Consider the following 23,956-nt stretch of genomic DNA (forward strand, 5'->3'; position numbering starts at 1 on the left):
GGGTCAGACCCGGGCATAGGCGAGGCTGGCCACGACCGAGGCGCCGACCTTGCGGGTGTAGCACCACCAGGTCAGGGCGAAACAGGACACGTAGAAGGCGCCGAAGGCGAGGAAGGCGGGCGCCGGGGTCCCGGCCGCGGCGAACGACATCCCGAACGCCCGGTTGATGAGGAACCCGCCCAGCGCTCCCACCGCCGAGATGATGCCGATGGCGGCCGAGGCCTGGCGCTTGCCGTACAGCAGCGACTCCTCGCCCTCACCGCGCTCGGCGACGGCCTTGGCCTGGAAGATGGCCGGGATCATGCGGTACGTGGAGCCGTTCCCGATGCCGGCGGTGACGAAGAGGAGCTGGAAGGACAGGAAGAACATCCAGAAGTTGCCGGAGGTGCTGGCCGCCCAGACCAGCAGCACGCCGCCGCCCATCCCGGCGAAGTTCCACAGCGTGACGGGGGCGCCGCCGAGCCTGTCGGCCAGCCAGCCGCCCACCGGCCTGATCAGCGAGCCCAGCAGCGGCCCGACGAACGCCACGGCGGCGAACGGGGCATCGGGGAAGAGGCTCTTGCTGAGCAGCGGGAAGGCCGTGGAGTAGCCGATGAACGAGCCGAAGGTCCCGATGTACAGGAACGACATGATCCAGGTCTGGGCCTTGCCCGCCACCGCGAGCTGCTCGCGCGGGTTGGCCCTGGCGCTGGTGAGGTTGTCCATGAAGAAGAAGGCGCAGGCGCCGGCCACGACGATGAACGGGATCCAGAACCATCCGGCCGCGGCCAGCCCGAGCGAGCCGATCACCAGCGGCATGACGAGCTGGACCGAGCTGACGCCGATGTTGCCGCCTGCGGCGTTCAGCCCCAGGGCGACCCCCTGCTTGTGGCGGGGGTAGAAGTAGGTGATGTTGGCCATGCTGGAGGCGAAGTTCCCCCCGCCGACCCCGGCCAGCGCCGCGATCACCAGGAACAGCCAGTACGGCGTCTCCGGGTTCCCGACCGCCACGCCGAGCAACACGGCCGGGATGAGCAGCAGCGCCGCGCTCACCACGGTGAAGTTGCGCCCGCCGAACTTGGCCGGGCCGAACGTGTAGGGCACGCGCAGCACGGAGCCGACCAGGTTGGGCAGCGCGACCAGCCAGAAGAGCTGGTCCGTGGAGAACTTGTAGACCCCCATCTTGGTGGCCACGATGCTCCACAGCGTCCACACGGTGAAGCCGAGGTGCTCGGCGACGATCGAGAAGATCAGGTTGCGCCGTGCGACGCGCTTGCCTGAGCTTTCCCAGAAAGCTGGTTCATCGGGGTGCCACTCGGCGATCCAGCGCGCCATCGACTTTCTCCTACGTTCGGCGTCCGGGGGGAACTCCAAAGTAGGAAGCGCGCGTTACGCACTTTGACGATCCGTGGCTGTGCGTTCGTTACGTGTGATTCACCGGCGTAACAAGCCACGCACATGCGTCACGGAGGAAACCTGCTCGTAATACGGGCTGATGATCAGCCGTAATCTTATGCGTGGCTTGTCACGATACGTGAGCTGTCAGTCCTGGCGGTCGGCCAGGCGCCGCAGCGGCTCGTCGGTCAGCCGGTACTTCAGCCACTCGTCCTGGCGCACCGCGCCGAGCTTGTCGTAGAAGCCGATGCTGGGCTCGTTCCAGTCGAGCACCGACCATTCGAAGCGCTGGTAGCCGCGCTCGGCGCAGATCCCGGCCAGCTCCTTCATGAGCGAGATCCCGTGGCCGCCGCCCCGGTGCTGGGGGCGGACGTACAGGTCCTCCATGTAGATGCCGTGCACGCCCCGCCACGTCGAGAACGTCAGGAACCAGAGCGTGAAGCCGGCCACCTCGCCGTCGTGCTCGGCGATGTGGACGAACGCGGCGGGCCGGTCGGAGAAGAGCGCGGTGTGCAGCTGCTCCTCGGTGACCCTCGCCTCGTGCGCGGCCTTCTCGTACTCGGCGAGCTCACGGATCATGTTGACGATTTCGGGCACGTCGGCGGGTGTCGCGGGGCGAATCATGGCACCCAGCGTATGGCCCTCTCCGATTGAACCCGCCCAGTGTGTCAAACGTCGTAGTTGTCAGAACGGTATTCGGGGACCGTGGCAGACGCTCAGGCAAGGTATCGGACAGGGGAGCGGAACCGATGGGCGTTGCGCAGCAACCGGGGGTACTCCTGCCCTCGTGCCCCGATCTCAAGCTGGCGCTCGTGCTGGGCGAGCGGGCGCTGTTCGTGAACGGCGACCTGCAGACCGCACGGCGCTGGTTCGACTCGGCGTACCGGCTGGCCGAGCTCTGCGGCGACCCGTCGTCGCTGGCGCGGGCGGCCCTGGGGCTGGGCGGGATCTGGGTGCACGAGCACAGGACATGTGCGGAGTCGGAGATGGTACGCGCCCGCCAGCGGCACGCGCTGTCCTTGATCGACCCCCGCTCCTCGCCGGCCCTGCGGCTGCGCGTGCGGTTGCGGGGCGAGGAGGACTACCGCGCGGGCCGGCACGCCACGATCATGGAGCTGCTGGCCGAGACCAGGGGCTCCGGCGACGGGGCGGCGCTGGCCGAGGCGCTGAGCCTGGCGCACCACTGCCTGCTCGGCCCCGAGCATGCGGCGCTCAGGCTGGAGCTGGCGAGCGAGCTGATCGGCCAGGCCGCCGTCACCGAGCGCAGGGGCGACCTGCTGATGGGCCTGCTGTGGCGGACGGTCGACCTCTACCTGGCCGCGGACCCGCACGCCGAGCGCGGCCTGGCGGAGCTGCGCGGCCTGCTGACCGGCCACGACCACCTCGCGGTCGGGTACGTGGTCGAGGCCATCGAGGTCATGCTGACCATCCGCGCGGGCCGCTTCGCCGAGGCCGAGAAGCGGGCCGGCGAGTGCTTCGAGCGCGGCGTGACCGCCGGCGACATGGACGCGACCGGCTGGTACGGCGGCCAACTCGGCGCCATCCGCTGGTTCCAGGGCCGGGCCGCCGAGCTGCTGCCCATCCTGTCGGACCTGGTCAGCTCGCCCACGCTGAGCCCGATCGACAACTCGTACCTGGCGGGCCTGGCGCTGGCCGCGGCCGTCGCGGGCGACCGGCGCGCGGCGGCCGGGCACCTGGCCAGGCTGCGCGTGGAGGAGATGCCGGGGTCGAGCACCTGGCTGCTCTCGTTGTACTGCGTCGTGGAGACCGCCCACCTGCTGCAGGACCCCGACACGGCCGCCCGCGCGTACGCGCTGCTGCGCCCGTTCGCGAACCTGCCGGTGGTCGCCAGCCTGGGCGTGGCCTGCTTCGGCTCCGTGCACCACTCGCTGGGCATGGCCGCGCTCACCACCGGGGACCTGTCCACGGCGGTGGAGCACCTGCGGGCGGCCGTGCGGGGGAACTTCGCCCTGGGGCACTGGCCGGCCGTCGCGCTGTCGAGGTGGCGGCTGGGCCAGGCGCTGGCGCTGCGCGACGGGACGCAGGACAAGGCGGCCAACCGGGAGCAGGCCGCCGCCGCGCGGGAGGCCAGGGAGCTCGGCATGGTGCTGCCGTCCGTGGTCGGGCGCTCGGCCTCGGGGCAGGACGGCTGCCGCTTCCGCAGGCACGGGCGGCACTGGCAGGTCGAGCTGGGCGGGCGGCTCGCGCTCGTCGACCACAGCGTCGGGATGGGGCACCTGGCCACGCTGGTCGCCAATCCGGGCCGGGAGATCCTCGCCACCGACCTGGCCGCGGGGTCGTGGACGCGCGAGCCCGAGGGCGGGTCGGCCCAGCCGGTGCTGGACGACCAGGCCAGGGACACCTACCGGCAGCGGCTGGGCCAGCTCGAGGCGGAGATCGACGAGCTGGAGTCGATGAACGACCTGGAGCGGGCGGCGGGGCTGCGGCTGGAACGCGAGTGGCTGGTGGCGGAGCTGACGGCGGCGACGGGCATCGGCGGTCGGGCGCGGCCGTTCACGGGGAGCGAGGAGCGGGCCAGGATCGCCGTGGGCAAGGCGATCAGGCGGGCGCTGGCGCGGATCTCGGCGGTGGACCAGGCGATCGGGGAGGAACTGCGCGCCACGGTGCAGACGGGGCTGCGCTGCTGCTACCAGCCCCGGTAGCGAACCTGCGGCGGGACCGGCCTCGGACCGGAGCGCGGTTCCCATCCGGGAGACTGTTCCCATGGAACAACGCACGTTGGGACGAACAGGACGCCAGGTGGGCACAGTCGGCCTCGGCGCGTGGCAGCTCGGCGCCGACTGGGGCCAGGTGACGGAGGACGAGGCCTTCGCCACCCTGGGGGCCGCCGTGGACGCCGGGGTCACCTTCATCGACACGGCAGACGTCTACGGCGACGGCCGGAGCGAGCAGATCGTCGGCCGCTTCGCCAAGGGGCGGCCGGAGCTGACCGTGGCCACCAAGATGGGCCGCCGGCTGGAGCAGATCCCCGTCAACTACGTGATGTCCAACTTCCGGGTCTGGAACGAGCGCTCCCGCCAGAACCTCGGCGTGGACACCCTCGACCTGGTCCAGCTCCACTGCCCGCCGACCCCGGTGTACTCGACGGACGCCGTGTTCGACGCGCTGGACACGCTGGTGGCCGAGCAGAAGATCGCCGCGTACGGGGTCAGCGTGGAGACGTGCGAGGAGGCGCTTACGGCGATCGCGCGGCCGGGGGTGGCGTCCGTGCAGATCATCCTCAACGCGTTCCGGCTCAAGCCGCTGGAGCGGGTCCTGCCCGCCGCCCGGGCCGCCGGGGTGGGCATCATCGCCCGCGTCCCGCTGGCCAGCGGCCTGCTGTCCGGCCGGTACGACGAGCACACGACCTTCGGCGCGGACGACCACCGCACCTACAACCGGCAGGGAGAGGCGTTCGACGTCGGCGAGACCTTCTCGGGCGTGGACTTCCGCACGGGCCTGGAGGCGGTCCGCCGCCTGGTTCCCCTGGTGCCGGAGGGCCTGACGATGGCCCAGTTCGCGCTGCGCTGGATCCTCGACCAGCCCGGCGTGTCGGTGGTGATCCCCGGCGCCCGCAACGCGTCCCAGGCCACCGCGAACGCGGCCGCCGCGACGTCGGCGCCGCTCCCGCCGGCCACGCTCGAAGCGGTCGAGGCCGTCTACGACGACCTGATCCGGCCGCAGGTCCACGACCGCTGGTAGGCGTATTGACGGGGCATTGACGGGGCGCGGCACGGGGAGCGGCACGGCCTGGCCAGCGCGGTGAGACCCCCGTGGCGGCGGGGTGAGGCACGGGTGGCCGGGACGGCGCGCGGACCATGATTGTCGGTGGCGGCGCGTAGCGTCGCGGCTGTGAATCGCACCGACCGGCTCTACGCACTCGTCGAAGACCTGCGCGCCATCGCGCCCCGCTGCCGCTCCGCCCGCGAGCTGGCCAAGCGGTTCGAGGTGAGCGTGCGCACGATCGAGCGCGACATCACCGCCCTGCAGGAGTCAGGGGTGCCGATCTACGCCGAGGCGGGCCGCAAGGGCGGTTACGCGATCGACAAGAAGATGTCCCTGCCCCCGCTCAACTTCACCCCGGCCGAGGCGGTGGCCATCGCGGTGGCGCTCAGCCAGGCCGGCGACCAGCCGTTCGGCCGGCAGGCCCGCAGCGCGTTACGCAAGGTCGTGGCCGCGATGCCGGGCTCCGAGGGCGATCTGGCCAGGGAGCTGGCGCGGCGCGTGCAGCTCGTCCACCACCCGCCGGAGCCCGGCTCCCCCGAGGTCCGGCCGCTCGGGGGCGAGGGCATCTCCCGGGCCATCGAGGAGGCGCTGCTGCGGCGGCGCGTGCTCAGGCTCGAATACGCCGACGCCAAGGGCGCGCTGACCTCGCGGGACGTCGAGCCGGGGGTGTTCCTGGGCGGGCGGGGCGGGTTCTGGTATCTCGTGGCCTGGTGCCGGTTACGCGATGACGTGCGGGTCTTCCGGCTCGATCGCATCGCCGCCGCGACCGTGACCGCCGAGCGCAGCCCCGACCGGCCGCTCGAAGGCTTCGCCGCCGACGTGCCCAACATGATCGTGGACACCGCCATGCTCGATTAGTCAATCGAAAACACCGACATAGGGTTGTCGCCACAGCGTTAGATCGTTGCTCTGTTCGAGAAAGGCTCAGTGACGAGGAGACGACGATGGACAACACCGTGACCTGGTTCGAGATCGCGACCGACGATCCCGAAGGCGCCCAGGCGTTCTACGGTGGGTTGTTCGGCTGGACGTTCAGCACCGGCGAGGGGCCGATCGACTACCGGATGATCGGCTATCCGGGCGGCGAGCAGCCCGGCGGCGGGCTGTTCAACACCAAGGGCGAGTTCCCGGCGCACGCGATCTTCCACGTGCAGGTGGCCGACGTCGAGGCGGCCTGCGCGAAGAGCGAGTCGCTGGGCGGCAAGGTGATCACGAAGGTGATCGACGACGGCGCCGGCACCGACTTCGCCTACCTGCGTGACACGTCCGGGAGCGTCTTCGGGGTCTTCCACCGCAGGTGAGCTTCCCCTCACAGGTGAATCACCCGTTCGAGGGCCGGGGAGAACGCCTTCCCCGCAGACCCCCGGCGTACGGACGGGCCGCTTCCTAGGAGCGGTTCACCCCGCGCCCTGGGCACGCCGCCGATCGCCGAGCGGCGGCGCGTCCAGGGCGCATCCCCCGTGTCAGAAGGCGGCCTTGGACAGCCAGCGCTTGAGGAGGTCGGCGTCGCCGTACACGGTCAGCGCCTCGGGCGAGCGCCGGCCGTAGAGCATGAGCAGCAGGTCCTGCGCCGTCCCCTGGACGGCGCAGTCGCCCTTGGTGTGCCCGCGCGCCCAGTCGACCGTCCCGGCCGGACCCTGGGTGATGGTCCACTCGCCGTCGGCGTCGTTCGCGTGGAGGTGGATCGTGGCCCCCTCCGCCTCGAGCTCCGCCAGCGACCGGGTCACCCAGGTCGCGTACGGCAGGTTGTGCAGGAATTCCTCGATGCCGTCGATCGCGACCTCGGCCGGGACGACCGGGTCGATGCCGAGCGCGAGCTCCGCGTCGACCCGGTGGATCACCAGCTCGAAGAGCATCCGGCGGGGCCACCACGACGCCTGCCGGTCCGGGCCCCACGTCCACACCGCCAGCGTGGGGTCGGTGTCGCCGAGCGTGCCGAGCAGCTCGGCCGCCCCGGCGGTCAGCCAGGCCGCGTCGCCGCTCTGCCCCTCGGCCAGCCCGCTGGGCACCTGGCGCGACCAGATCCGCTCCTGGACCTGGTTGCGCAGCACGTGCACCGCCCAGCGGTGCGTCTGGCCGACGTGCGTGATCAGCTCCGCGAGTGTCCATCCCGGGCACGTGGGCACCGGGACGGACAGGTCCGCGGCCAGGGCCGCCAGGCGGGCGGTCTCGGCGTCGATGAGCGAGTCGTATGTCACGGGCCCCACCCTAGGCCGCCGGGCAGGTCGCGCCCTTCTGCGGGAGCTTGCCGTCGATCAGGAACGAGTCCACGAGCTCCAGCACGCACTTGCTGCCCGACAGGTAGGCGCCGTGCCCCTCGCCCTCGTACGTCACCAGCCTGGCGGTCTTGAGCTGGGCCGTCAGCTTGGGCGCCCACTCGTACGGCGTGGCCGGGTCGCCCTTGCCGCCGATCACGACGATCGGCGCCGAGCCGGTGGCGTTCACGTGCCGCGCCTGATCGCTGCCCTTGGCCGGCCAGACCCGGCACAGCCCGCCGGACCCCTCACTGCCGAACAGCGGCGAGATCTTCATGGCGGCCGCCTCGGTGCGGCGCAGCTCGGCCTCGCTGGGCCGCTCGGAGGTGTCCACGCAGGTGATGGCCGGGAAGCTGGTCATCTGCGTGGAGTATTTGCCGTCCTGGGAGCGGCCGGTGTAGGAGTCGGCCAGGTAGAGCAGCGCCTCGCCCCGCCCCTTGATCGCCTCCGAGAGCGCCTGCTCCAGGAAGGGCCAGGTCAGCTCCGAGTACAGCGCCGCCGCCACACCCGTGGCGGCCAGGCCCTGGGTGAGCTCACGGGTGCCGACCTTCAGCGGCTGGGTGGTGAGCTGGTTCAGCAGCTTGTCGACGTTCGCGTTGGCGGTCTCCTGGTCCTTGCCGATGTCGCACTTGTTCTTGACGCACGATCGCAGGAAGCTCTCGTACGCCTTCTGGAACCCGCGCGTCTGCACCAGCGTGCGCTGCTCGAACGTCACCGTCGGGTCGAGCGGCGCGTCCAGCACCATGCGGCCGACCTTCTTCGGGAACTCGGTGGCGTAGACGGCGCCGAGCTGCGTGCCGTACGACATGCCGACATAGTTGAGCTTGGGGTCGCCGACCGCGTCGCGGATCCGGTCCATGTCGCGGGCGGCGTTCACGGTGCCGATGTACGGGAGGATCTTGCCGGAGTGCTGCTGGCACAGGGCGGCGAACTGCTTGTTGGCCGCCGCGGTCTCCTGGTGGGTCTGGCTGTCGGACGGCAGCGTGTCCAGCGCGGTGAACCTGTCCATCTCCACGGTGTCGCCGCAGCGCACGCCGGAGCTGCGCTCCACGCCGCGCGGGTCGAAGCTGATCAGGTCGTATCGGGCGCGCAGCCCCGTGAGCGCCTTGGCGGCCTGGTCGAGCGTGTCGACGCCGGAGGCGCCGGGACCGCCGAAGTTGAAGACCATCGAGCCCAGCCGGTTCTTGCCGGTGGTGGGCAGTTTGATGAGCGCCAGGTCCAGCTTCTCGCCGTCGGGCTTGTTGTAGTCCAGGGGAACGGCCAGCTTCCCGCACCGTACCGAACTGTCCTGGCTGGCCGGTGGCTCACCGCCGGGACGCTTGATGTCGGTGCACGGCCCCCAGCTGATCGTGCCGGTGTCCGCCGTCGACTGCGTGGCGGGCTCGGCCGGCACGGTGGAACAACCGGCGACGACCGGGATGAGCAGGGCGGCTAGGACGCGTCGCATAAACAGACTTCTCCCTCGTCTCTCAGGGGGAAGTAGTGCCCACAATACGTGACGCCGCACCATACCTGGGTGAGGCGGCACGTACCCCTCCTGAACGTGCCGCCTCACAGGCCGAACGCCGCGGACGGCGAAAATGACGGCGCCCCCGCGAGAAGTACTTCGCGGGAGCGCCGCTCCTGGATGACTCAGACGCCCATCGATTGGGTGTCGTTGCTCTCCGCGCCGCCCGCCTCGGTGACGCCGTTCTTGAGGTGGTAGCGGGCGATCGCCTCGCGCAGCACCTCGCCGTCGAGCTCGCCCCGCTTGACCAGGCTGGTCAGCACGGCCAGCGTGATCGAGGCGGCGTCGACGTGGAAGTGGCGGCGCAGCGCCGAGCGGGTGTCGGACAGGCCGAACCCGTCGGTGCCCAGCGAGGACCAGTCACCCGGCACCCACTGCGCGATCTGGTCCTGCACGGCCTTCATGTAGTCGCTGACGCCCACGAACGGGCCCTGCGCCTGGGAGAGCGCCTGGGTCACGTACGGGACGCGCTGCTCGGTGTCGGGGTTGAGCAGGTTGTGCTCCTCGCAGGCCAGCGCGTCGCGGCGCAGCTCGGACCACGACGTCGCCGACCACACGGCGGCCGAGACACCCCAGTCCTCGGCCAGCAGCCGCTGCGCCTCCATCGCCCACGGGCCCGCCACGCCGGAGGACAGGATGTTGGCCTTCGGCCCCTGGGTCTGCGGCCCGTCGGCGAACTTGTACAGGCCCTTGAGCAGGCCCTGCACGTCGAGGTCGGCCGGCTGGGCGGGCTGCAGGTAGGGCTCGTTGTAGACGGTCAGGTAGTAGAAGACGTCCTCCGGCTGGTCGCCGTACATCCTCCGCAGGCCGTCCTTGACGATGTGCGCCACCTCGAACGCCCACGACGGGTCGTAGGAGATCGCGGCCGGGTTGGTGGAGGCGATGAGCGGCGTGTGGCCGTCCTCGTGCTGCAGGCCCTCACCGTTGAGCGTGGTGCGGCCCGCGGTGGCGCCGAGCAGGAAGCCGCGGCCCATCTGGTCGCCCATCTGCCACATCTGGTCGCCGGTGCGCTGCCACCCGAACATCGAGTAGAAGATGTAGATCGGGATCATGTGCTCGCCGTGCGTGGCGTAGGCGCTGCCCGCCGCGATGGCCGAGGCCATCGAGCCCGACTCGCTGATGCCCTCGTGCAGGATCTGGCCCTGCGTGGCCTCCTTGTACGACAGCAGCAGCTCCCTGTCGACGGCCTCGTACGTCTGGCCGTGCGGGGAGTAGATCTTGGCCGTCGGGAACATGGCGTCGAGACCGAACGTGCGCGCCTCGTCCGGGATGATCGGCACGAACCGGTGGCCGATCTCCTTGTCGCGCATGAGGTCCTTGAGCAGCCGTACGAACGCCATCGTGGTGGCGACCTGCTGCTTGCCCGAGCCCTTGGCGAAGCCGCCGTAGACCTCGTCGGCGGGCAGCTTGACCGGCTTGGCGCGCATGACGCGCTTGGGCAGCACGCCGCCGAGCGCCGCGCGGCGCTCCTTCATGTACTGGATCTCGGGGTCGTTCTCGCCCGGGTGGAAGTACGGGGGCAGCTCGCCCTCCAGCGCGGAGTCCGGGATCGGCAGGTAGAGCCGGTCGCGGAACTCCTTCAGCTCGGCCTTGGTGAGCTTCTTCATCTGGTGGGTGGCGTTGCGCGCCTCGAAGTCCTTGCCCAGCGTCCAGCCCTTGATGGTCTGGGCGAGGATCACGGTCGGCTGGCCGACGTGCTCGCGGGCCGCCTTGAACGCCGCGTAGACCTTGCGGTAGTCGTGGCCGCCGCGCGACAGCTTGCGGATGTCGTCGTCGGTCAGGTGCTCGACCATCTTGCGCAGGCGCGGGTCACCGGCGAAGAAGTGCTCGCGGATGTACTCGCCGGACTCGACCGAGTAGGTCTGGAACTGGCCGTCGGGCGTGGTGTTCATCTGGTTGACCAGCACGCCGTCGACGTCGGCCGCCAGCAGCGGGTCCCAGTCGCGGCCCCACACGACCTTGATGACGTTCCAGCCGGCGCCGCGGAAGTACGACTCCAGCTCCTGGATGATCTTGCCGTTGCCGCGTACGGGACCGTCGAGCCGCTGCAGGTTGCAGTTGATCACGAACGTGAGGTTGTCGAGCTCCTCGCGGGCCGCCAGGCCGATCGCGCCGAGCGACTCGGGCTCGTCCATCTCGCCGTCGCCCAGGAACGCCCACACGTGGCTGCGGCTGGTGTCCTTGATCTGCCGGTTGAGCAGATAGCGGTTGAACCGCGCCTGGTAGATCGCGCCGATCGGGCCGAGACCCATGGAGACCGTCGGGAACTCCCAGAAGTCCGGCATGAGGCGCGGGTGGGGGTAGGAGGGCAGGCCGTGGAAGCCGTGCGACAGCTCCTGACGGAACGCGTCGAGCTGGGCCTCGTTGAGGCGGCCCTCGAGGAAGGCGCGGGCGTAGATGCCCGGCGCGGCATGCCCCTGGAAGAAGACCTGGTCGCCCGACTCGCCGTGATCCTTGCCGCGGAAGAAGTGGTTGAAGCCCACTTCGTAGAGGGAGGCGGCGGAGGCGTAGGTGGCGATGTGGCCGCCGACGTTGGTGCGGGCGTTGGCCCTGGACACCATGATGGCCGCGTTCCAGCGGATGTAGGCGCGGATGCGGCGCTCGACGTGCTCGTCACCGGGGAACCAGGGCTCGCGCTCCGGCGGGATCGTGTTGATGTAGTCGGTGCTCCGCAAACCCGGCACCCCGACCTGGTGCTCGCGGGCCCGCTCCAGCATGCGCAGCATGAGGTAGCGGGCTCTGGTGCGGCCTTCGGTCTTGACGACGTTGTCGAGAGACTCGAGCCACTCGTTGGTCTCGCTGGGGTCGACATCAGGCAGCTGGCTGGGTAGGCCGTCGCTGATGATCGAGAATCGCTGGCGTCCGGAAGCCACTGGGTCTCGCCTTCCGAGGATGACTGATGTCTGGTCTGGGTCGCCTTCCATCCTGGTCGCTAGCCGTAGAAAACGCATCTCTACTGACCGGTAACCAGTGGTGTCCCTGCTGGCAGAGACAGATCAGATGGCCTAGACCACCGATGGTAGGACGAATCGCCACCAAAGGTTACATCCCGGGAGCAATTTAACAAGACAGGAAAACGAACGAAATTTCGCTCGAATGTCTCTGGACTCCTGGTCCCCGCACCCTCCACTCTCCCCCGAAGGGAGGGGGTTCTCACCCCACGAGGGCGCGGCGTGACGGGCGAGTCTAGCGGCCATCCTCCCGGCCCGGCTCCGACGGGGGCCGTCCGGCGGAGGGTCGGCCGGGAGCGCATCGCCGCTGATCATGCCCCTTGTCACCACTTGCGACCCGCATCGCCTCTCACGACTTGTGACGCCCCTCACCACCCATGGGGCCATGCCACCTCTTCCTGTCCATGACGCCCCTCAGACCCGCATGACCCTTAAGATCTCTCGCCTCCCTCTCATCTCGGCACCCCTGCCACCCCCAAGGCCCACCACCATCTCGAGGCCCCCTCCGCCTCCCCACGGCCTCCGAACTCCCTCCACGCCTTGCCCGTTCGCCACCCGTCCCGGGCACCGCCGCCTCATCGCAGCGTAACGTTTCGGTCATTTTTCTCCGCCCCTCTGGAGGGGGAGCAAAACTTGCGAATCACCCTTTTCGGACGGCCTCCCACGTACCAATGTGGGTTATATGAATGCTGCAGTAGGAGACCGGCTCCTGGTGCACGGACATGCCGTTGGCGAAGGGGACCGGAGTGGTGTGATTGTGGAGGTCCAGGGCCTCGAAGGCGGGCCTCCCTACATGGTGCGCTTCGACGACGGGCACACCGGTCTGGTGTTTCCCGGCCCGGACGCCGTCGTGGTGCATAAGTAAGATTTCCCTGTGAGATCTGAAATCATCTCCGTGGCCACAGGGTCACGAGAGACAGTGCACGACATCACCGCTGAATGCGCTGATTTCGTGCGCAGGCAGGGCGAAGACGGGCTGTTGCATATCTTTGTGCCCCATGCGACCGCCGGTGTTGCCCTGCTCGAGTTGGGCTCGCGCAGCGACGACGACTTGCTCGCCGCGCTGCGCGACCTGTTGCCGCCCGATGACCGCTGGCGTCACGCCCACGGCTCGCCCGGTCACGGACGGTCACATGTCATGCCCGCGCTGATCCCGCCATATGCCACGGTCCCCGTGCTGGGCGGGCGTCTGGCACTCGGTACGTGGCAGTCGATCGCACTCGTCGACCTGAACGTCGACAACCGGCAACGCCAGGTTCGCCTGTCGTTTTTGTCGGATTGATTCTGGCCGACTACGGCCGCACCCGTGGCGACCGTTGACGACTGAGGGTCACAGCGTGTGGACTGTGCCGAAGCGATAAACCGCATAAGCGGGGCCACTCAAGCAGGAGGGATAAACGTGAGCGCGACCGCGGGTCAGGCGCAGGGCGAGCGCGGCCTGGCCGAACGGCTCGGCCTCAAGCCGGGTCAGGTGGTGCAGGAGATCGGTTGGGACGAGGACGTCGACGACGAGCTTCGCGACTCCATCGAGGACCTGACCGGTAACGAGCTGCTGGACGAAGAGAGCGACGACGTCGTGGACGTCGTGCTGATGTGGTGGCGCGACGGCGACGGAGACCTCTTCGACGCCCTCAGCGACGCCATGCGAGCACTCGCCGACGGCGGCCAGATCTGGCTGCTGACTCCCAAGGCCGGACGCGACGGCCACGTGGAGCCGAGCGACATCGGGGAGGATGCCGCTACCGCGGGCCTCTCGCAGACCAGCAGCATCTCCGCCGCACCGGACTGGTCCGGGACCAGGCTCGTCACGCCCAAGGGCAGCAAACGGTAGGGAGCCGGAGCGCCTTCCGTACGGCAGGATGAAGCCGTGAACGCACATCCTGCCGAGGTCGGCGCCCTGGCTCCGGATTTCGAGCTGCAGGACCAGCACGGCACCCCGGTGAGCCTGTCTCAGTTCCGGGGCACGAAGGTCGTGCTGGTCTTCTACCCGCTTGCCTTCAGCGGGATCTGTCACGGCGAGCTGTCCGCGCTGCGCGACCAGCCGCTCGACGGGGCACAACTGCTGACCGTGTCCGTCGACTCCCTGTTCACGCACCGTGCGTGGGCCGATCGCGAGGGTTATGCGTTTCCGCTGCTCTCCGATTTCTGGCCACACGGACAGGTCGCGCGGGCGTACGGTGTGTTCGATGAGGCGAAGGGGTTCGCTCTTCGGGGGACCTTCATCATCGACGGCGAGGGTGTGATCCGGTGGTCGGTGGTCAATCCGACCTCCGCCGCACGCGACATCGCCGACTACATCAAGGCACTCGCCGACATTTCTTGACCTCGGAGGGAACGATGCCCTGCTACCGATGCGGGGCCCGGCAGACCGACCCGGTGCGCGGCGCCAGCCCGTGGCAGCGCGGGGTGCGCCGCGAAACGCAGGTGTTGATCTGCCCGGACTGTCAGCGGCTGCACGACCTCGACCTCGACTCGTGCGCGGCCTGCGGGTCGGTCGCGCTGATCTGCCGGCTGGGCGAGGTGGAGTGCCGGTCCTGCGGCGACGTACGGCTGGCGCGCTCGGACGCGCTCACGGGCTCTCCCATCTCCCCACCGTCCTCACCCCCCGGCCTCTCGGCGGAGGTGGAAGCGGCCCTCAACCGCGTACTGGGCCGCACCTGAGCCCCAGGACCGGACACGAACGGACGGAGCCCTGAGCCGGGACACAGAGGCACGGGGGGCACGGGGGGCCTTCACAGCGCCGCGAGCCGCCCTGAGCCCTCGGCAGGCTGCCCTGGGACCCGAATCCTGGATCCCTCGGCGCAGGGCAGGGCTTGGGCAGGGCTTGGGCAGGGCTTGGCCGGGCGGAGGTCCAAGCTAGGCCCGGCAAGCTGGGTCCAAGCTCCGCCCGCCCAAGCCGGGTCCAAGCCCCGCGCCGCCCTGCCAAGCCGGATCCAAGCCCCGGGAATCCCTGCAGCGAATCCCCGCGGGCGAAGAGACTCTTTCCAGACATTTGCTGAGCTGCGCTATCGTCTCCTCCGTGTCCGAGATGACTCCGAGCGTGAGCGAGAGCCCGAACCCGAGTGTGAGCGTGAGCCCGAACCCGGCTCCGAGCTCGTTCGTCGTCGCGCTCGACGTCGGCGGCACGTCCATGAAGGGCGGCCTGGTCAGCGACTCCGGTGTGGTGCTGCTGAGCGAGCGGCGCCCGACCCCCCGGGCGGAGGGCCCGGAGGCGGTCGTGTCCGCCATCTCCGACTTCATCAGCCACCTGGCCTCCTCGGGTGACGACGCCCCGGCCGGCGTGGGCCTGGCGGTCCCCGGCCTGGTCTCCGACAACGCCGCCGTCTACGCCGCGAACCTGGGCTGGCGCGACGTCCCCGCCACCAGCTTCACCACCCTGGACATCCCCGTCCTGCTCGGACACGACGTACGCACCGGCGGCCTCGCGGAGAGCATCCTCGGCGCGGGCCGAGGCCTGTCCGACTTCCTCTTCCTCCCCATCGGCACGGGGATCGCGGGCGCCTCGATCATCCGCGGCGAACCGTACGGCGGCTCCTCCGGCTGGGCGGGCGAGATCGGCCACACCCCGGTCTTCCCGGACGGGGAAGAGTGCGCGTGCGGCCAGTTCGGCTGCCTGGAGACGTACGCCTCGGCCGCCTCGGTGGGCCGCCGCTACAGCCAGCGCGCCGGCCTGGAGGGCGTCAAGGCGGAGCAGGTGGTCTCCTCCGACGACCCGATCGCCGTAGAGGTCTGGGACGAGGCCGTGGAGGCCCTGTCGCTGGCCCTGGCCACGTACACGCTCCTGCTGGACCCAACGGTGATCGTCCTCGGCGGCGGCCTCGCCGAAGCGGGCCCGGCCCTCTTCGACCCGGTACGCACCCGTCTCGTCAAACGCCTGGCCTTCCGCGAGGCACCCCCACTGGTGCCGGCCGCACTCGGGGTCGACGCGGGCATGCTCGGAGCCGCCCTCCTGGGCTGGCGCGCCGCAGGCCGCCCCGAACTGGGCCCGGGCTGGACAGTGGATGTGCGATCGGGCCCCGTGGTGTCGTAAGGTGTAGTGCCGATCAGGGGCGGTTAGCTCAGCGGTAGAGCACTCGCCTTACAAGCGAGGGGTCACTGGTTCGAACCCAGTACCGCCCACCTGCGTAAACATTTGATCTCTGATCTTGAAAACGGCGTCTGAGTGACTAAGTGAGTGACTAACTCCCAAAGATCTTGTCCATCGCCGCAGCTCCCTGCATGATCACGGGCCTGATCTGGTGTCGGTAGACCGTCTCAGTAACCACGGTGTTGGAGTGTCCGACCAGGCGCGAGATGTCCTCGATGGGGACGCCGGAGTCTGACAGCACGGACACAAAGCTGTGGCGCAGCTCGCGAGGCGACCACTCCCGCCCGGTGAGCCCTGCCCCTCCACCACCCTCCGGAAGTCACGTCGTACGTTGTGAGCCGTGACGGGTGTGCCGGTCCGCGTGCAGAACACGAGATCCGTGCCCTTCCATCGGTCTCCCGCCTTTTCTTGAGCGGTTTCTTGGGCTTCCTTGAGCAGGCGCAGCGCCTCCACACAGCGTCGGGGCAGCTTGAGCGACCGGCGGGACTTCACCGTCTTGGTGTCGCCCTTCTGCCGGACGGACCGCCAGACGTAGATCGCGAACTCCTCGTGCCCCCAGCCCGTCTCCCCCACCGGCAGCCACGCGGCCCGAGCCTCGTCGTAGGCCACGACGTGCGACCAGAGCAGCGCCCTCAGTTCCTCCGTACGAGCGCCGGTCAGGAGTGAGAGGACGATGTAGGCCTGCATGCGCTTGCCGCTCTTCTCTGCCTGTGTGAGGACGGCGAGAGCTTGAGCCAGCGTCAGCGCCTTGGAAGGACGACCGGCGCCTCCCTCCGGGATGTCGCAGAGGTCCACGACGTTCCGCTTGACCTTGTCGCGACGCATCGCGCTCTTGACCGCCCGGTTGAGGATGCCGTGGATCAGCTTGAGTGACCGGGTGCCCAGTTCGCCCGTCTTGCCGGCCAGCCACTTGTCGACGTCTTCCACGGACAGATCCCGCAGCTTGCGAGCACCGAGGGCAGGGATCACGTGCGTGTCGGCGTAGGTGTTGTACATCTTGACGGTTGCGGAGGAACGTCCGCCGAGGCCGTGCTGAAGCCAGTAGCGGACGGCGTCGGCCACCGTGTAGTTGGTGGACGCGATGGCCAGGCCATCCTCATGGTCGCGGACGATCTCTTTGAGCTTGGCCTTGGCTTCGGTCTTGGTCTTGCCGCTGGCCTTCTTGACGATGCGCTTGCCAGCCGGGGTGTAGCCGACCGTCACCGAGGCGATCCAGCGTTGCCGCTGCTCGTCCCAGTGCAGGCCGCCGTCTCCTCGACTGCGCCGTTCGGTCATGAAGCCTCCTGTTCGAGTAGGGAGATGTAGTCCTCTATGGCTGAGGCGGGGATGAGCCGGGTACGCCCCTGGGTCACGGAGCGGAGGCGTCCTGAGCGGATGAGTTCGTAGATCACGCTTCGACTGAGGCTGAGCAGGTGCATGGCCTCGCAGACGCGGTAGAGCCGCCGGTCGTGGGCGGGTAGGGGTGGGGTCATCCATCCGCCTGATCTGCCGCGATCTTGCGGGCGGTCTGGACGCGCTGCCGGATGTGTTCGGCCATGATCGCTTCGCCCGGGGTGTAGCATGCTCCCCGACTGGGACGACCCCAAGCGCCACGCCCAGTACCGCAAGCGCCCCGGGTTCTTCTACCAGTCCCTCATCCGCGAACACGGCCCCGTCCGCTGGATGACCCTCACCACCGCCCGCATCGCCTACGAAGACGAACGCACCGCACTCGGCATGGACTACGCCGAAGCCGTCCTCATCATCCGCCGCACCATGGCCCACGCCAACGGCCACCCCATCGAGGTCACCGAAGTCAAAGCCCCCGCCAACCGCTACGAAATCGGCTACCACCGCGAACTCAGCGACGAGCCAGAAGCGGTCCTCACACCGCAAGAACTCACCGACAACGGCATAGACCTCGTGATCTAGTGCTCTGACTAGAGACCTTTGCCAGGAACCGTCAGTTCGCTGGGATCGCGGGCTGAGGGGAGTCGCGGATGGCATGCTACAAAGACGTCGATCATGAGGAGATCAGCTGTGACTCATACTCCTGGAACGCAACCTGCGCACCGCCGCACCCCTCTCACTGCGGAGGAACAGGTTCGAGGCCAAGCGAACATGGCCCCTTACGTCGCCCAGGAACTCCTCGCCAACGGACGATTCAGGGTGACCGCCGACACCCCAGATAAGGTGGAGCTCTTCCAGGGGGCGGCCCGCAAGGCGGGTGACATGCTCCAGCGGCCGGTGGTCAGCTATGCCAACGGCAGGGACATCGTGATCACCTTCGGCGAGGAGGCACCTTCCAGCCTCACCGACCGAGGAGTCGCCTCCCCGCACGAGTGACTGCCCGGCGTCGTCCATAAGCTGTCTAGTCCCATAAGCCGGTGGCTCAGAGTTTCTTTACTGGTTCAAGGCGACGGCGCTCCGCGCCGTGCGCACGGCCCCGCGCCCGCCTGCCGTCCCGGGCATGCGGCCTGGGGGCCGGTCCCGGGCGGCAGCGGCTCGGGCCGTGCCGTGCCGCCACACGGCCGCCGCACCGCCGTACACCCTCTGTCGTCGACCTCCGCACCGTCGCCCCGCTCCGCCGCCGGCCCCCACCGCTTCGCGGCCCTTCGGGTGCTTCGCATGGGCGCCGGCCGCTCCGCTCACATATGACGGGACGGCTCTTCAAGCCTTATGCCTCCGGCGGGAGGGCTCCGGCACCGAGGTGGTCACCTCGCACACCATCGACTCAGGCAAGCCCAGCAGCCCGCCTCCTCCGCATCAAGCCCGGCCCTGATCGCAGGACAACGCATGATCGAGGAACGGCGACCAGCGAACGTACACGCGAAGCCGGGCTTGACACTCCGTCCCCGGCCCGCTGCCGCTACGCGGTGAGTCGACGGCGTACGAGGTGAGTACGAAGCCGCCCCCCGACTGGAACACGGTTGAGCGGCTATCGCGACGAGGGAAGAGGGGACACGGAACGCACCGCCTCCTCTTCTGCGGGCTGTTCAGCCAGATGGACACAGGCCGGGCAGGCGCGCGTAGCTGTGGGCAGGAAAGGCAAGCACCAACCGAGGGTCGGCAGCGGGCGCACTGCCTCGCCGCACAAGCTGACCTTCTGCTTGGCCCGTACGGCATGCTGTACGGCGTTCCTCTCGTGGTTGGACAGGCCGAGCCGGTAGTCGCATGCTGGCTTCTCCGGTCCTGTCGAATCATCGTGTACGAGCAGGTCATCCCAGTGGAATGGCCAGCGCTGCACCCCTCCGGGCAACTCGTGCGGCTGTCCGTCGAGTTTGAGCAAGCCCAGGGTGCCGTTACGCAGCACAGCTACCACGGTCCCGCGACGACCGAGCAGCACTGAGGCCCACGCTCGTGTCTGCGCTGGGCTGTGGAGCATGTCCACGATCTCGGCATGACAGCCGATTCGCGACGAAGGGCTGCTCACAGCGCCTGCTCCGCTGCTTCCTGCTCCTTCAAACGCTCGGCCAGTTGAGCGACGTCGTCCGCGTCGATCGTCTGGCAGAGACCGTGGTCTACCTCGTGCTGGGATAGACGTCGGCCGTTTCGAGTTGCCCAGAGACGCCCCACAGAACTACGCCAAATACACCAACCAGGAAAAGCCGCTTGGAGATCTCCGAGAATTACCGGGATTGACATGGGATCAGCGTGCTTACCTTTGCGTGACGAACCCACCGCGTTATAGAGACGTCCAGGACGTTATGGCGTTACGCTCAAAAACGTCCCTGACGTCCTCCGCCCCGAGGTGTACCGTGGCCAACGTCGCCCTACGCAGCGCCATGCTGAACGCCAAGGTCACGAACCAGAGCTTGGCCGACCGGTGTGGCGTGGACGTCAAGACGGTGGAGCGCTGGTTGCAGGACCAGGCTCGCGTCCCGCATCTGCGGCATCAATGGGCCGCCGCAGAGGCACTAGGAGTTGAGACAGCCGTGCTATGGCCAGACGCAATTCGCAATACGGTTAAAACGGGGCCAGACAAGGAAGTATTGACCGTTTATCCGTATCGCTCCGCGTGCCCGAAATCAATCTGGCGCAACCTCATCAACGCGGCGCGCAACGAGATTGTGTTCGCCGGTTACACGAACTACTTCCTGTGGCTGGAACACCCGAACCTGGCGAAGGTCCTCAAGCGGAAAGCGCAGCAGGGCTGCAAGATCCGGTTTCTGGTCGGCGACCCGGACAGCGAGGTCACCCACCGCCGCGAGGAGGTGGAGAACGTCCCGCTGACCGTGTCCACGCGCATCCGGATCACGCTGGCGGAGATCGAGCAACTACGCGACGTCCCCGGCATCGAGGCCCGGTACGGCGACGAGCACATCGCCATGAGCGTGTTCCGTTTCGACTCGGAAATGCTGGTCACACCCCACCTGGCCAATCTGGTCGGGCACGACTCACCCATGCTGCACCTGCGGCGCTACCAGGACGACGGCCTATTCGACCGATTCGCGTACCACGCCTCCGAGCTGTGGAGCAACGGCCGTGACGTATGGCAGCAGCCGCAGCCCACGGGCCAGATGCTGGGTGACTAACTGAGTGACAATCGCCCCGGACGGCCCTGGACTCCAGAGGACCGCACAGGACCATAACCCCAGGCGGGGGCGGGTATCGACCAAGATCCCGCCCCCTCCTGATGTGCCTTACAAGCGAGGGGTCACTGGTTCGAACCCAGTACCGCCCACCTGCATCAAGAGCCCCGTCTCCGATCATGGAAACGGGGCTTCGTGCCATTAACGTGCCATTAGCTGGTGCGAGAGGGTCCGTTCGAAGATCCATTGGGGTTGTTCGCGATGTTCGCGTTCATCGCGTCAGCGATCCTGCGGTCGGCCTCCGCCGTGCTGTGCTGGTAGATCAGTGCTGCCCGGACCGAGTCATGCCCCATGCGCGCATGAGATCTTTGAGGCTCGCGCCGGAGCTCGCAGCGATCGTGTTGCCGGTGTGCCGGAGATCATGGAAGTGCAGGCCCGGGAAGCCGATCTTTCTCGTGCTCTCGTCCCACTTGGCCGCCCGCCGGAAGTTGATCCGACGAAGGATGCCACCCTGTGAGCCAGTGAAGATCAGCGCGTCGGCCTCTGGGCCGGTGAACTGATCAAGCGGCGGCGCGGCGCGCCGTCGTACGCCCCGCGCCGCCGTCCCGCGCTGCGCGTGCCGCCTGGGGGCCGTTCTCGCGCGAGCGCCGCGCGGGGCATCGCCGTACGGCCGCCCCGCCGTTCACCCCGAACCCACCGACCAAGCGCCACGCCGCCGCACAGGGCATCGGCCACGCCACTTCGGTATCCGCGACTAGTGATCCACACCCGCATGCTTGCGCCTCGACGCCAGCCGAATGCCCACGTAGACAGCTCCAGCTATGAGCACAAACGGCGAAGCGACGGCAACGATAGTCAAGAACATTCGCCCATGCTGCCCGACACCATGCCGACCCGACAAGGTCCTCGCCCCCGTGGCGATCACCCTTTGGGGCTGTCGGGTCATTGGCCCGCGCAAGCGAGTTTCGCCGTCATCGGCGAGATTGGCCTGATCAGTCGTCGCCCAACTGGGCAACTCCTGGGCATCAGGGCCTGTCTTGTCCGGCTGGGCGAACCGACGTGCAAGGACATCAGCGTCCCTCTATTCCGAGAGTCTCCGGTAGGTTGTTGACCGTCCTTGGCCCCCCAGTTGCTCGACGAGTCCTCTCGATCTCAGTTCGCGGAGTGCCTTGCGGATGTTGGGTGCGGACAGGTTCAGTTCCTGCTTGAGATCAGCGACACTGCGTGGGCCGGCCGCCAAGGCGTCGTAGACGCGTAGCTCCGTCTCGTTCAGGTCGTCGCCCGGGCGGATGACGAGAACTGCCTGCTGCCGTAGGACGACAGTGAATCGGATGGCGGCGTCGATGTAATGCGCAGGTGGGAGCTCGGCCTCTGCCAGGGCGTTGGCCACGATCGGAATGCCGGTTGCCAGCGCCTCGATCACTCGCGCGCCTGTTTCTGGCGTGCGAGCGTGTTGGCAGATCGCAACGAGTCGTGCATTGCGTGCGGAGGTGACGGCATCCCGGCCGAGCCGATCGACCGTGATGCCGTACAGGCCGCCCGGGTTGGAGACGATCAACCGGTCACGGCGGAGCCGAACCTCTACGGCCATGCCGGCCGACCAATGATCGAGGTCGCGATGAATAAGAGCGTTCGCGATGATCTCGCGGAAGGCGATGTAAGGATAGGCGGGCTGATCGCGAACGGTCCCGTCCGGAGCCGACACGACGCTGATGTCAAAGGTTCGCCGTGCCCAGCGCAGGGCCTCTTCCAGCATCCGTGGAATGGCCCCAGTGATCGTCGTCTGATTCCGAGCCCGCGATCCTGCGGGATCGGCCGGCAATGGCTCCGCCGAAGCCTGGATGACGAAGCGCGGAAACCACTCCTGTGGATGGACCCCCAAAGCCAACAGACCTGCAACGGTCGGAGTGCCGTCGGGCAGAGTCACTCCAGCACGCCGGAGCAACTCGGCATCGTCAGGGAAACGGCCGAGGCCGTGGGGATCCCGTTCGCGCACCGAACGTAGGAATGCTGTGACAAGGCCGCCGTCCAGGTCCTCACGGGTGGCGCCTGTCACGGGTTGCCGGTCGAAGAGCGGTGGCTTACGGACGGCAAGGAATGCCTGCTCTTCCAAATCCGACAGTGGGAAGTCCCCGTCATACCCCCGCATGTACGCCGTGCCCGACGCCGTGATCCGACACGGCTTGGCCGACGGATCGCATTCATGCACTCTGGCGACGATGACCGGCGCCCCATCCACTTCTGCGTCGCTGATCGTGAGCTGAACAGGCGGTGAGAACGAGCGAGCCTTGTGAGCGAGGCCCTGCTTGAGAGCTTGCGGATCTGAAAGCTGCACCGGACGAAAGCCGGTGGCTTCGTCGAGGCCGAGGATGATCGTCCCGCCGCCTGGATGGTTTGCGAGCGCGCTCAGAGTTGAGGCGAGCGACTGCGGCAGCCCTCCTGCCGCCGACTTGACCTCGACATCGTCGTAGTCGGCCCCGGTCGTGCGGAGACGTGCGACCAACTCGTGCACGTGCTGGCTCACCGGTAAATGTAACCATGGGCTGGTTACATTTACTCGAGTTCTGGTTATATTTCATCCTGTTCCGATCCGGCGCCCCCAGACGCGTAGCCGTCCAGAGAGTCCGGCATTCCGGAGCCGACCGTCCAAGCACCGCGCGGCCTGACGAGTTCCCCGATGGACGGGATGCCGAGGCGCTCCATCCGGCGCCGCCGACGTCACCAGCCTCCTGATCGAGCGCCTTACCAGTCCTCTCCAAGCCGCCGCCACCGCTCGTTCGTCAGGGGACGGCCCATCTGGAACACGGCCACGTCGTCCCGCTGAGTGACTATCTGAGTGACAACGGTCAGGGACGAGCGTGGACGGCCGAGGACTTTGGGCTGAAGATCCGCCGAGGCGAGACCCTGAATCACCCAAGATCCCGCCTTCTCCTGGCGTGCCTTACAAGTGAAGGGTTCACACGGTTCGAATCCAAGCAGCGATGTCCTAGATGGGGACGCCGGAGTCTGACGGTACGGACACAAAGCCGTGCCGCAGCTCACGCGGGGACCAACCTCGTCCGGTGAGCCCAGACGCCTCTACGACCTTCCGGAAGCCGCGCCGTACGTTGTGAGCGGTGGCGGGTGCGCCGGTCCGCGGACGGAGACCTGATCCCAAGCCCTTGAGGGCCCGGATACGCGACCGGGACCACGTGCCCGGCTCGCTTCCGGCGATGCCGTGTGATCTACTCACGCCAGCTTACTGAATAATGCCACGCCGACAAATGCCGTGACAAAATGATTCATCACGGCACTTGTCGTCCGCCTTTCAGGCGGGCGAGAACGAGTTCGACTCAATCGCCGATATCATTTTAATAGATCTCATGGATCCTGTCATGGTCGAACTTGTTGTCGTTGAACTTGTTGTCGTTGAACTTGTTCTCGTTGAACTTGTTGCGGTCGAACTTGTTGTCGTTGAACTTGTTCTCGTCGAACTTGTTGCGATCGAACTTGTTCTCGTTGAACTTGTTCTCGTCGAACTTGTTGCGATCGAACTTGTTCTCGTT

22 protein-coding genes and 2 tRNA genes are annotated in these 23,956 nt (G+C 68.1%); 15 read left to right on the top strand and 9 right to left on the bottom strand.

The genetic code is table 11. The annotated features are described in order from the left end of the window. Positions 1–3: 3 nt before the first annotated feature. Together ACWDRB_RS03665 and ACWDRB_RS03670 are read right to left on the bottom strand one after the other, a co-directional pair. Positions 4–1,314 carry an MFS transporter gene (locus tag ACWDRB_RS03665; RefSeq protein WP_449891726.1) on the bottom strand — a complete coding sequence of 437 codons (1,311 nt, stop codon included), beginning with the start codon at positions 1,312–1,314 and terminating at the stop codon, positions 4–6. A 207-nt stretch (positions 1,315–1,521) separates the two neighbouring features. Then, on the bottom strand, positions 1,522–1,998 hold the full coding sequence (locus ACWDRB_RS03670) for an N-acetyltransferase family protein (RefSeq protein WP_449891727.1): 477 nt from the start codon (positions 1,996–1,998) through the stop codon (positions 1,522–1,524). A 125-nt stretch (positions 1,999–2,123) separates the two neighbouring features. Here ACWDRB_RS03670 and ACWDRB_RS03675 point away from each other — a divergent pair, with 125 nt between their 5' ends. The 4 genes from ACWDRB_RS03675 to ACWDRB_RS03690 all read left to right on the top strand — a co-directional run bounded on the left by ACWDRB_RS03675 (position 2,124) and on the right by ACWDRB_RS03690 (position 6,401). Then, positions 2,124–4,037, top strand: coding sequence for a hypothetical protein (locus ACWDRB_RS03675; RefSeq protein WP_449891728.1), 1,914 nt, complete (start codon positions 2,124–2,126; stop codon positions 4,035–4,037). A 61-nt stretch (positions 4,038–4,098) separates the two neighbouring features. After that, on the top strand, positions 4,099–5,076 hold the full coding sequence (locus tag ACWDRB_RS03680; protein ID WP_449891729.1) for an aldo/keto reductase: 978 nt from the start codon (positions 4,099–4,101) through the stop codon (positions 5,074–5,076). A gap of 150 nt (positions 5,077–5,226) precedes the next feature. After that, complete coding sequence (locus ACWDRB_RS03685) at positions 5,227–5,958, top strand: helix-turn-helix transcriptional regulator (protein WP_350723111.1); 732 nt, start codon at positions 5,227–5,229, stop codon at positions 5,956–5,958. Between the two features lie 86 nt (positions 5,959–6,044). Continuing rightward, on the top strand, positions 6,045–6,401 hold the full coding sequence (locus ACWDRB_RS03690; RefSeq protein WP_449891730.1) for a VOC family protein: 357 nt from the start codon (positions 6,045–6,047) through the stop codon (positions 6,399–6,401). A 162-nt stretch (positions 6,402–6,563) separates the two neighbouring features. On the opposite strand, the gene ACWDRB_RS03695 is transcribed toward ACWDRB_RS03690, so the two are convergent. The 3 genes from ACWDRB_RS03695 to aceE all read right to left on the bottom strand — a co-directional run bounded on the left by ACWDRB_RS03695 (position 6,564) and on the right by aceE (position 11,735). Then, positions 6,564–7,298, bottom strand: coding sequence for a maleylpyruvate isomerase family mycothiol-dependent enzyme (locus ACWDRB_RS03695; protein WP_449891731.1), 735 nt, complete (start codon positions 7,296–7,298; stop codon positions 6,564–6,566). Between the two features lie 10 nt (positions 7,299–7,308). Then, the gene (locus tag ACWDRB_RS03700; RefSeq protein WP_449891732.1) at positions 7,309–8,802 is read right to left on the bottom strand and encodes an alpha/beta hydrolase; all 1,494 of its coding nucleotides are present in this window, start codon (positions 8,800–8,802) and stop codon (positions 7,309–7,311) included. Positions 8,803–8,987: 185 nt separating this feature from the next. Beyond that, a complete protein-coding gene (gene aceE, locus ACWDRB_RS03705) occupies positions 8,988–11,735 on the bottom strand; it encodes a pyruvate dehydrogenase (acetyl-transferring), homodimeric type (RefSeq protein ID WP_357730319.1) in 2,748 nt (915 codons plus the stop codon). A gap of 760 nt (positions 11,736–12,495) precedes the next feature. Here aceE and ACWDRB_RS03710 point away from each other — a divergent pair. The 7 genes from ACWDRB_RS03710 to ACWDRB_RS03740 all read left to right on the top strand — a co-directional run bounded on the left by ACWDRB_RS03710 (position 12,496) and on the right by ACWDRB_RS03740 (position 15,932). Next, positions 12,496–12,678 carry a DUF1918 domain-containing protein gene (locus ACWDRB_RS03710; protein ID WP_350723120.1) on the top strand — a complete coding sequence of 61 codons (183 nt, stop codon included), beginning with the start codon at positions 12,496–12,498 and terminating at the stop codon, positions 12,676–12,678. A gap of 9 nt (positions 12,679–12,687) precedes the next feature. Then, a complete protein-coding gene (locus tag ACWDRB_RS03715; protein ID WP_355194151.1) occupies positions 12,688–13,095 on the top strand; it encodes a secondary thiamine-phosphate synthase enzyme YjbQ in 408 nt (135 codons plus the stop codon). A 117-nt stretch (positions 13,096–13,212) separates the two neighbouring features. Further along, a complete protein-coding gene (locus ACWDRB_RS03720; RefSeq protein ID WP_364253069.1) occupies positions 13,213–13,644 on the top strand; it encodes a DUF3052 domain-containing protein in 432 nt (143 codons plus the stop codon). A 36-nt stretch (positions 13,645–13,680) separates the two neighbouring features. Next, complete coding sequence (locus ACWDRB_RS03725; protein WP_449891733.1) at positions 13,681–14,136, top strand: peroxiredoxin; 456 nt, start codon at positions 13,681–13,683, stop codon at positions 14,134–14,136. Positions 14,137–14,150: 14 nt separating this feature from the next. Continuing rightward, positions 14,151–14,474 (top strand): hypothetical protein, encoded by a 324-nt coding sequence (locus ACWDRB_RS03730; RefSeq protein WP_449891734.1) that lies wholly within the window; start codon positions 14,151–14,153, stop codon positions 14,472–14,474. A 367-nt stretch (positions 14,475–14,841) separates the two neighbouring features. After that, positions 14,842–15,843 (top strand): ROK family protein, encoded by a 1,002-nt coding sequence (locus ACWDRB_RS03735; protein ID WP_449891776.1) that lies wholly within the window; start codon positions 14,842–14,844, stop codon positions 15,841–15,843. 17 nt (positions 15,844–15,860) lie between these two features. Continuing rightward, a tRNA-Val gene (locus tag ACWDRB_RS03740) sits at positions 15,861–15,932 on the top strand. A 59-nt stretch (positions 15,933–15,991) separates the two neighbouring features. Here ACWDRB_RS03740 and ACWDRB_RS03745 read toward each other — a convergent pair. Further along, positions 15,992–16,147, bottom strand: a complete 156-nt coding sequence (locus ACWDRB_RS03745; RefSeq protein WP_449891735.1) for a tyrosine-type recombinase/integrase — start codon at positions 16,145–16,147, stop codon at positions 15,992–15,994. A gap of 1,024 nt (positions 16,148–17,171) precedes the next feature. Further along, positions 17,172–17,372: a helix-turn-helix domain-containing protein gene (locus ACWDRB_RS03750; protein ID WP_364752747.1), complete on the bottom strand. Its 201-nt coding sequence runs from the start codon at positions 17,370–17,372 to the stop codon at positions 17,172–17,174. A gap of 88 nt (positions 17,373–17,460) precedes the next feature. Between ACWDRB_RS03750 and ACWDRB_RS03755 the strand changes: the two genes are divergently transcribed. The 4 genes from ACWDRB_RS03755 to ACWDRB_RS03770 all read left to right on the top strand — a co-directional run bounded on the left by ACWDRB_RS03755 (position 17,461) and on the right by ACWDRB_RS03770 (position 20,563). After that, positions 17,461–17,811: a UTRA domain-containing protein gene (locus ACWDRB_RS03755; protein WP_449891736.1), complete on the top strand. Its 351-nt coding sequence runs from the start codon at positions 17,461–17,463 to the stop codon at positions 17,809–17,811. Positions 17,812–18,000: 189 nt separating this feature from the next. Next, positions 18,001–18,225, top strand: a complete 225-nt coding sequence (locus ACWDRB_RS03760; protein ID WP_449891737.1) for a hypothetical protein — start codon at positions 18,001–18,003, stop codon at positions 18,223–18,225. Between the two features lie 1,412 nt (positions 18,226–19,637). Beyond that, positions 19,638–20,414: a hypothetical protein gene (locus tag ACWDRB_RS03765; RefSeq protein ID WP_449891738.1), complete on the top strand. Its 777-nt coding sequence runs from the start codon at positions 19,638–19,640 to the stop codon at positions 20,412–20,414. A 67-nt stretch (positions 20,415–20,481) separates the two neighbouring features. Continuing rightward, positions 20,482–20,563, top strand: a tRNA-Val gene (locus tag ACWDRB_RS03770). Positions 20,564–21,492: 929 nt separating this feature from the next. On the opposite strand, the gene ACWDRB_RS03775 is transcribed toward ACWDRB_RS03770, so the two are convergent. Further along, positions 21,493–22,935 carry an ATP-binding protein gene (locus tag ACWDRB_RS03775; RefSeq protein WP_449891739.1) on the bottom strand — a complete coding sequence of 481 codons (1,443 nt, stop codon included), beginning with the start codon at positions 22,933–22,935 and terminating at the stop codon, positions 21,493–21,495. 826 nt (positions 22,936–23,761) lie between these two features. Further along, the coding region (locus ACWDRB_RS03780; RefSeq protein WP_449891740.1) for a hypothetical protein at positions 23,762–23,956 on the bottom strand (195 nt) is incomplete at its 5' end.

The sequence above is a fragment of the Nonomuraea sp. NPDC003707 genome (assembly GCF_053587055.1).

Excerpts from the sequence above, each read along its gene's own strand:
- ACWDRB_RS03665 (WP_449891726.1), bottom strand. The coding sequence starts at position 1,314 with ATGGCGCGCTGGATCGCCGAGTGGCACCCCGATGAACCAGCTTTCTGG.
- ACWDRB_RS03670 (WP_449891727.1), bottom strand. The coding sequence starts at position 1,998 with ATGATTCGCCCCGCGACACCCGCCGACGTGCCCGAAATCGTCAACATG.
- ACWDRB_RS03690 (WP_449891730.1), top strand. The coding sequence starts at position 6,045 with ATGGACAACACCGTGACCTGGTTCGAGATCGCGACCGACGATCCCGAA.
- ACWDRB_RS03755 (WP_449891736.1), top strand. The coding sequence starts at position 17,461 with ATGCTCCCCGACTGGGACGACCCCAAGCGCCACGCCCAGTACCGCAAG.
- ACWDRB_RS03760 (WP_449891737.1), top strand. The coding sequence starts at position 18,001 with ATGGCCCCTTACGTCGCCCAGGAACTCCTCGCCAACGGACGATTCAGG.
- ACWDRB_RS03710 (WP_350723120.1), top strand. The coding sequence starts at position 12,496 with ATGAATGCTGCAGTAGGAGACCGGCTCCTGGTGCACGGACATGCCGTT.
- ACWDRB_RS03675 (WP_449891728.1), top strand. The coding sequence starts at position 2,124 with ATGGGCGTTGCGCAGCAACCGGGGGTACTCCTGCCCTCGTGCCCCGAT.
- ACWDRB_RS03730 (WP_449891734.1), top strand. The coding sequence starts at position 14,151 with ATGCCCTGCTACCGATGCGGGGCCCGGCAGACCGACCCGGTGCGCGGC.
- ACWDRB_RS03750 (WP_364752747.1), bottom strand. The coding sequence starts at position 17,372 with ATGACCCCACCCCTACCCGCCCACGACCGGCGGCTCTACCGCGTCTGC.
- ACWDRB_RS03735 (WP_449891776.1), top strand. The coding sequence starts at position 14,842 with ATGACTCCGAGCGTGAGCGAGAGCCCGAACCCGAGTGTGAGCGTGAGC.
- ACWDRB_RS03700 (WP_449891732.1), bottom strand. The coding sequence starts at position 8,802 with ATGCGACGCGTCCTAGCCGCCCTGCTCATCCCGGTCGTCGCCGGTTGT.
- ACWDRB_RS03680 (WP_449891729.1), top strand. The coding sequence starts at position 4,099 with ATGGAACAACGCACGTTGGGACGAACAGGACGCCAGGTGGGCACAGTC.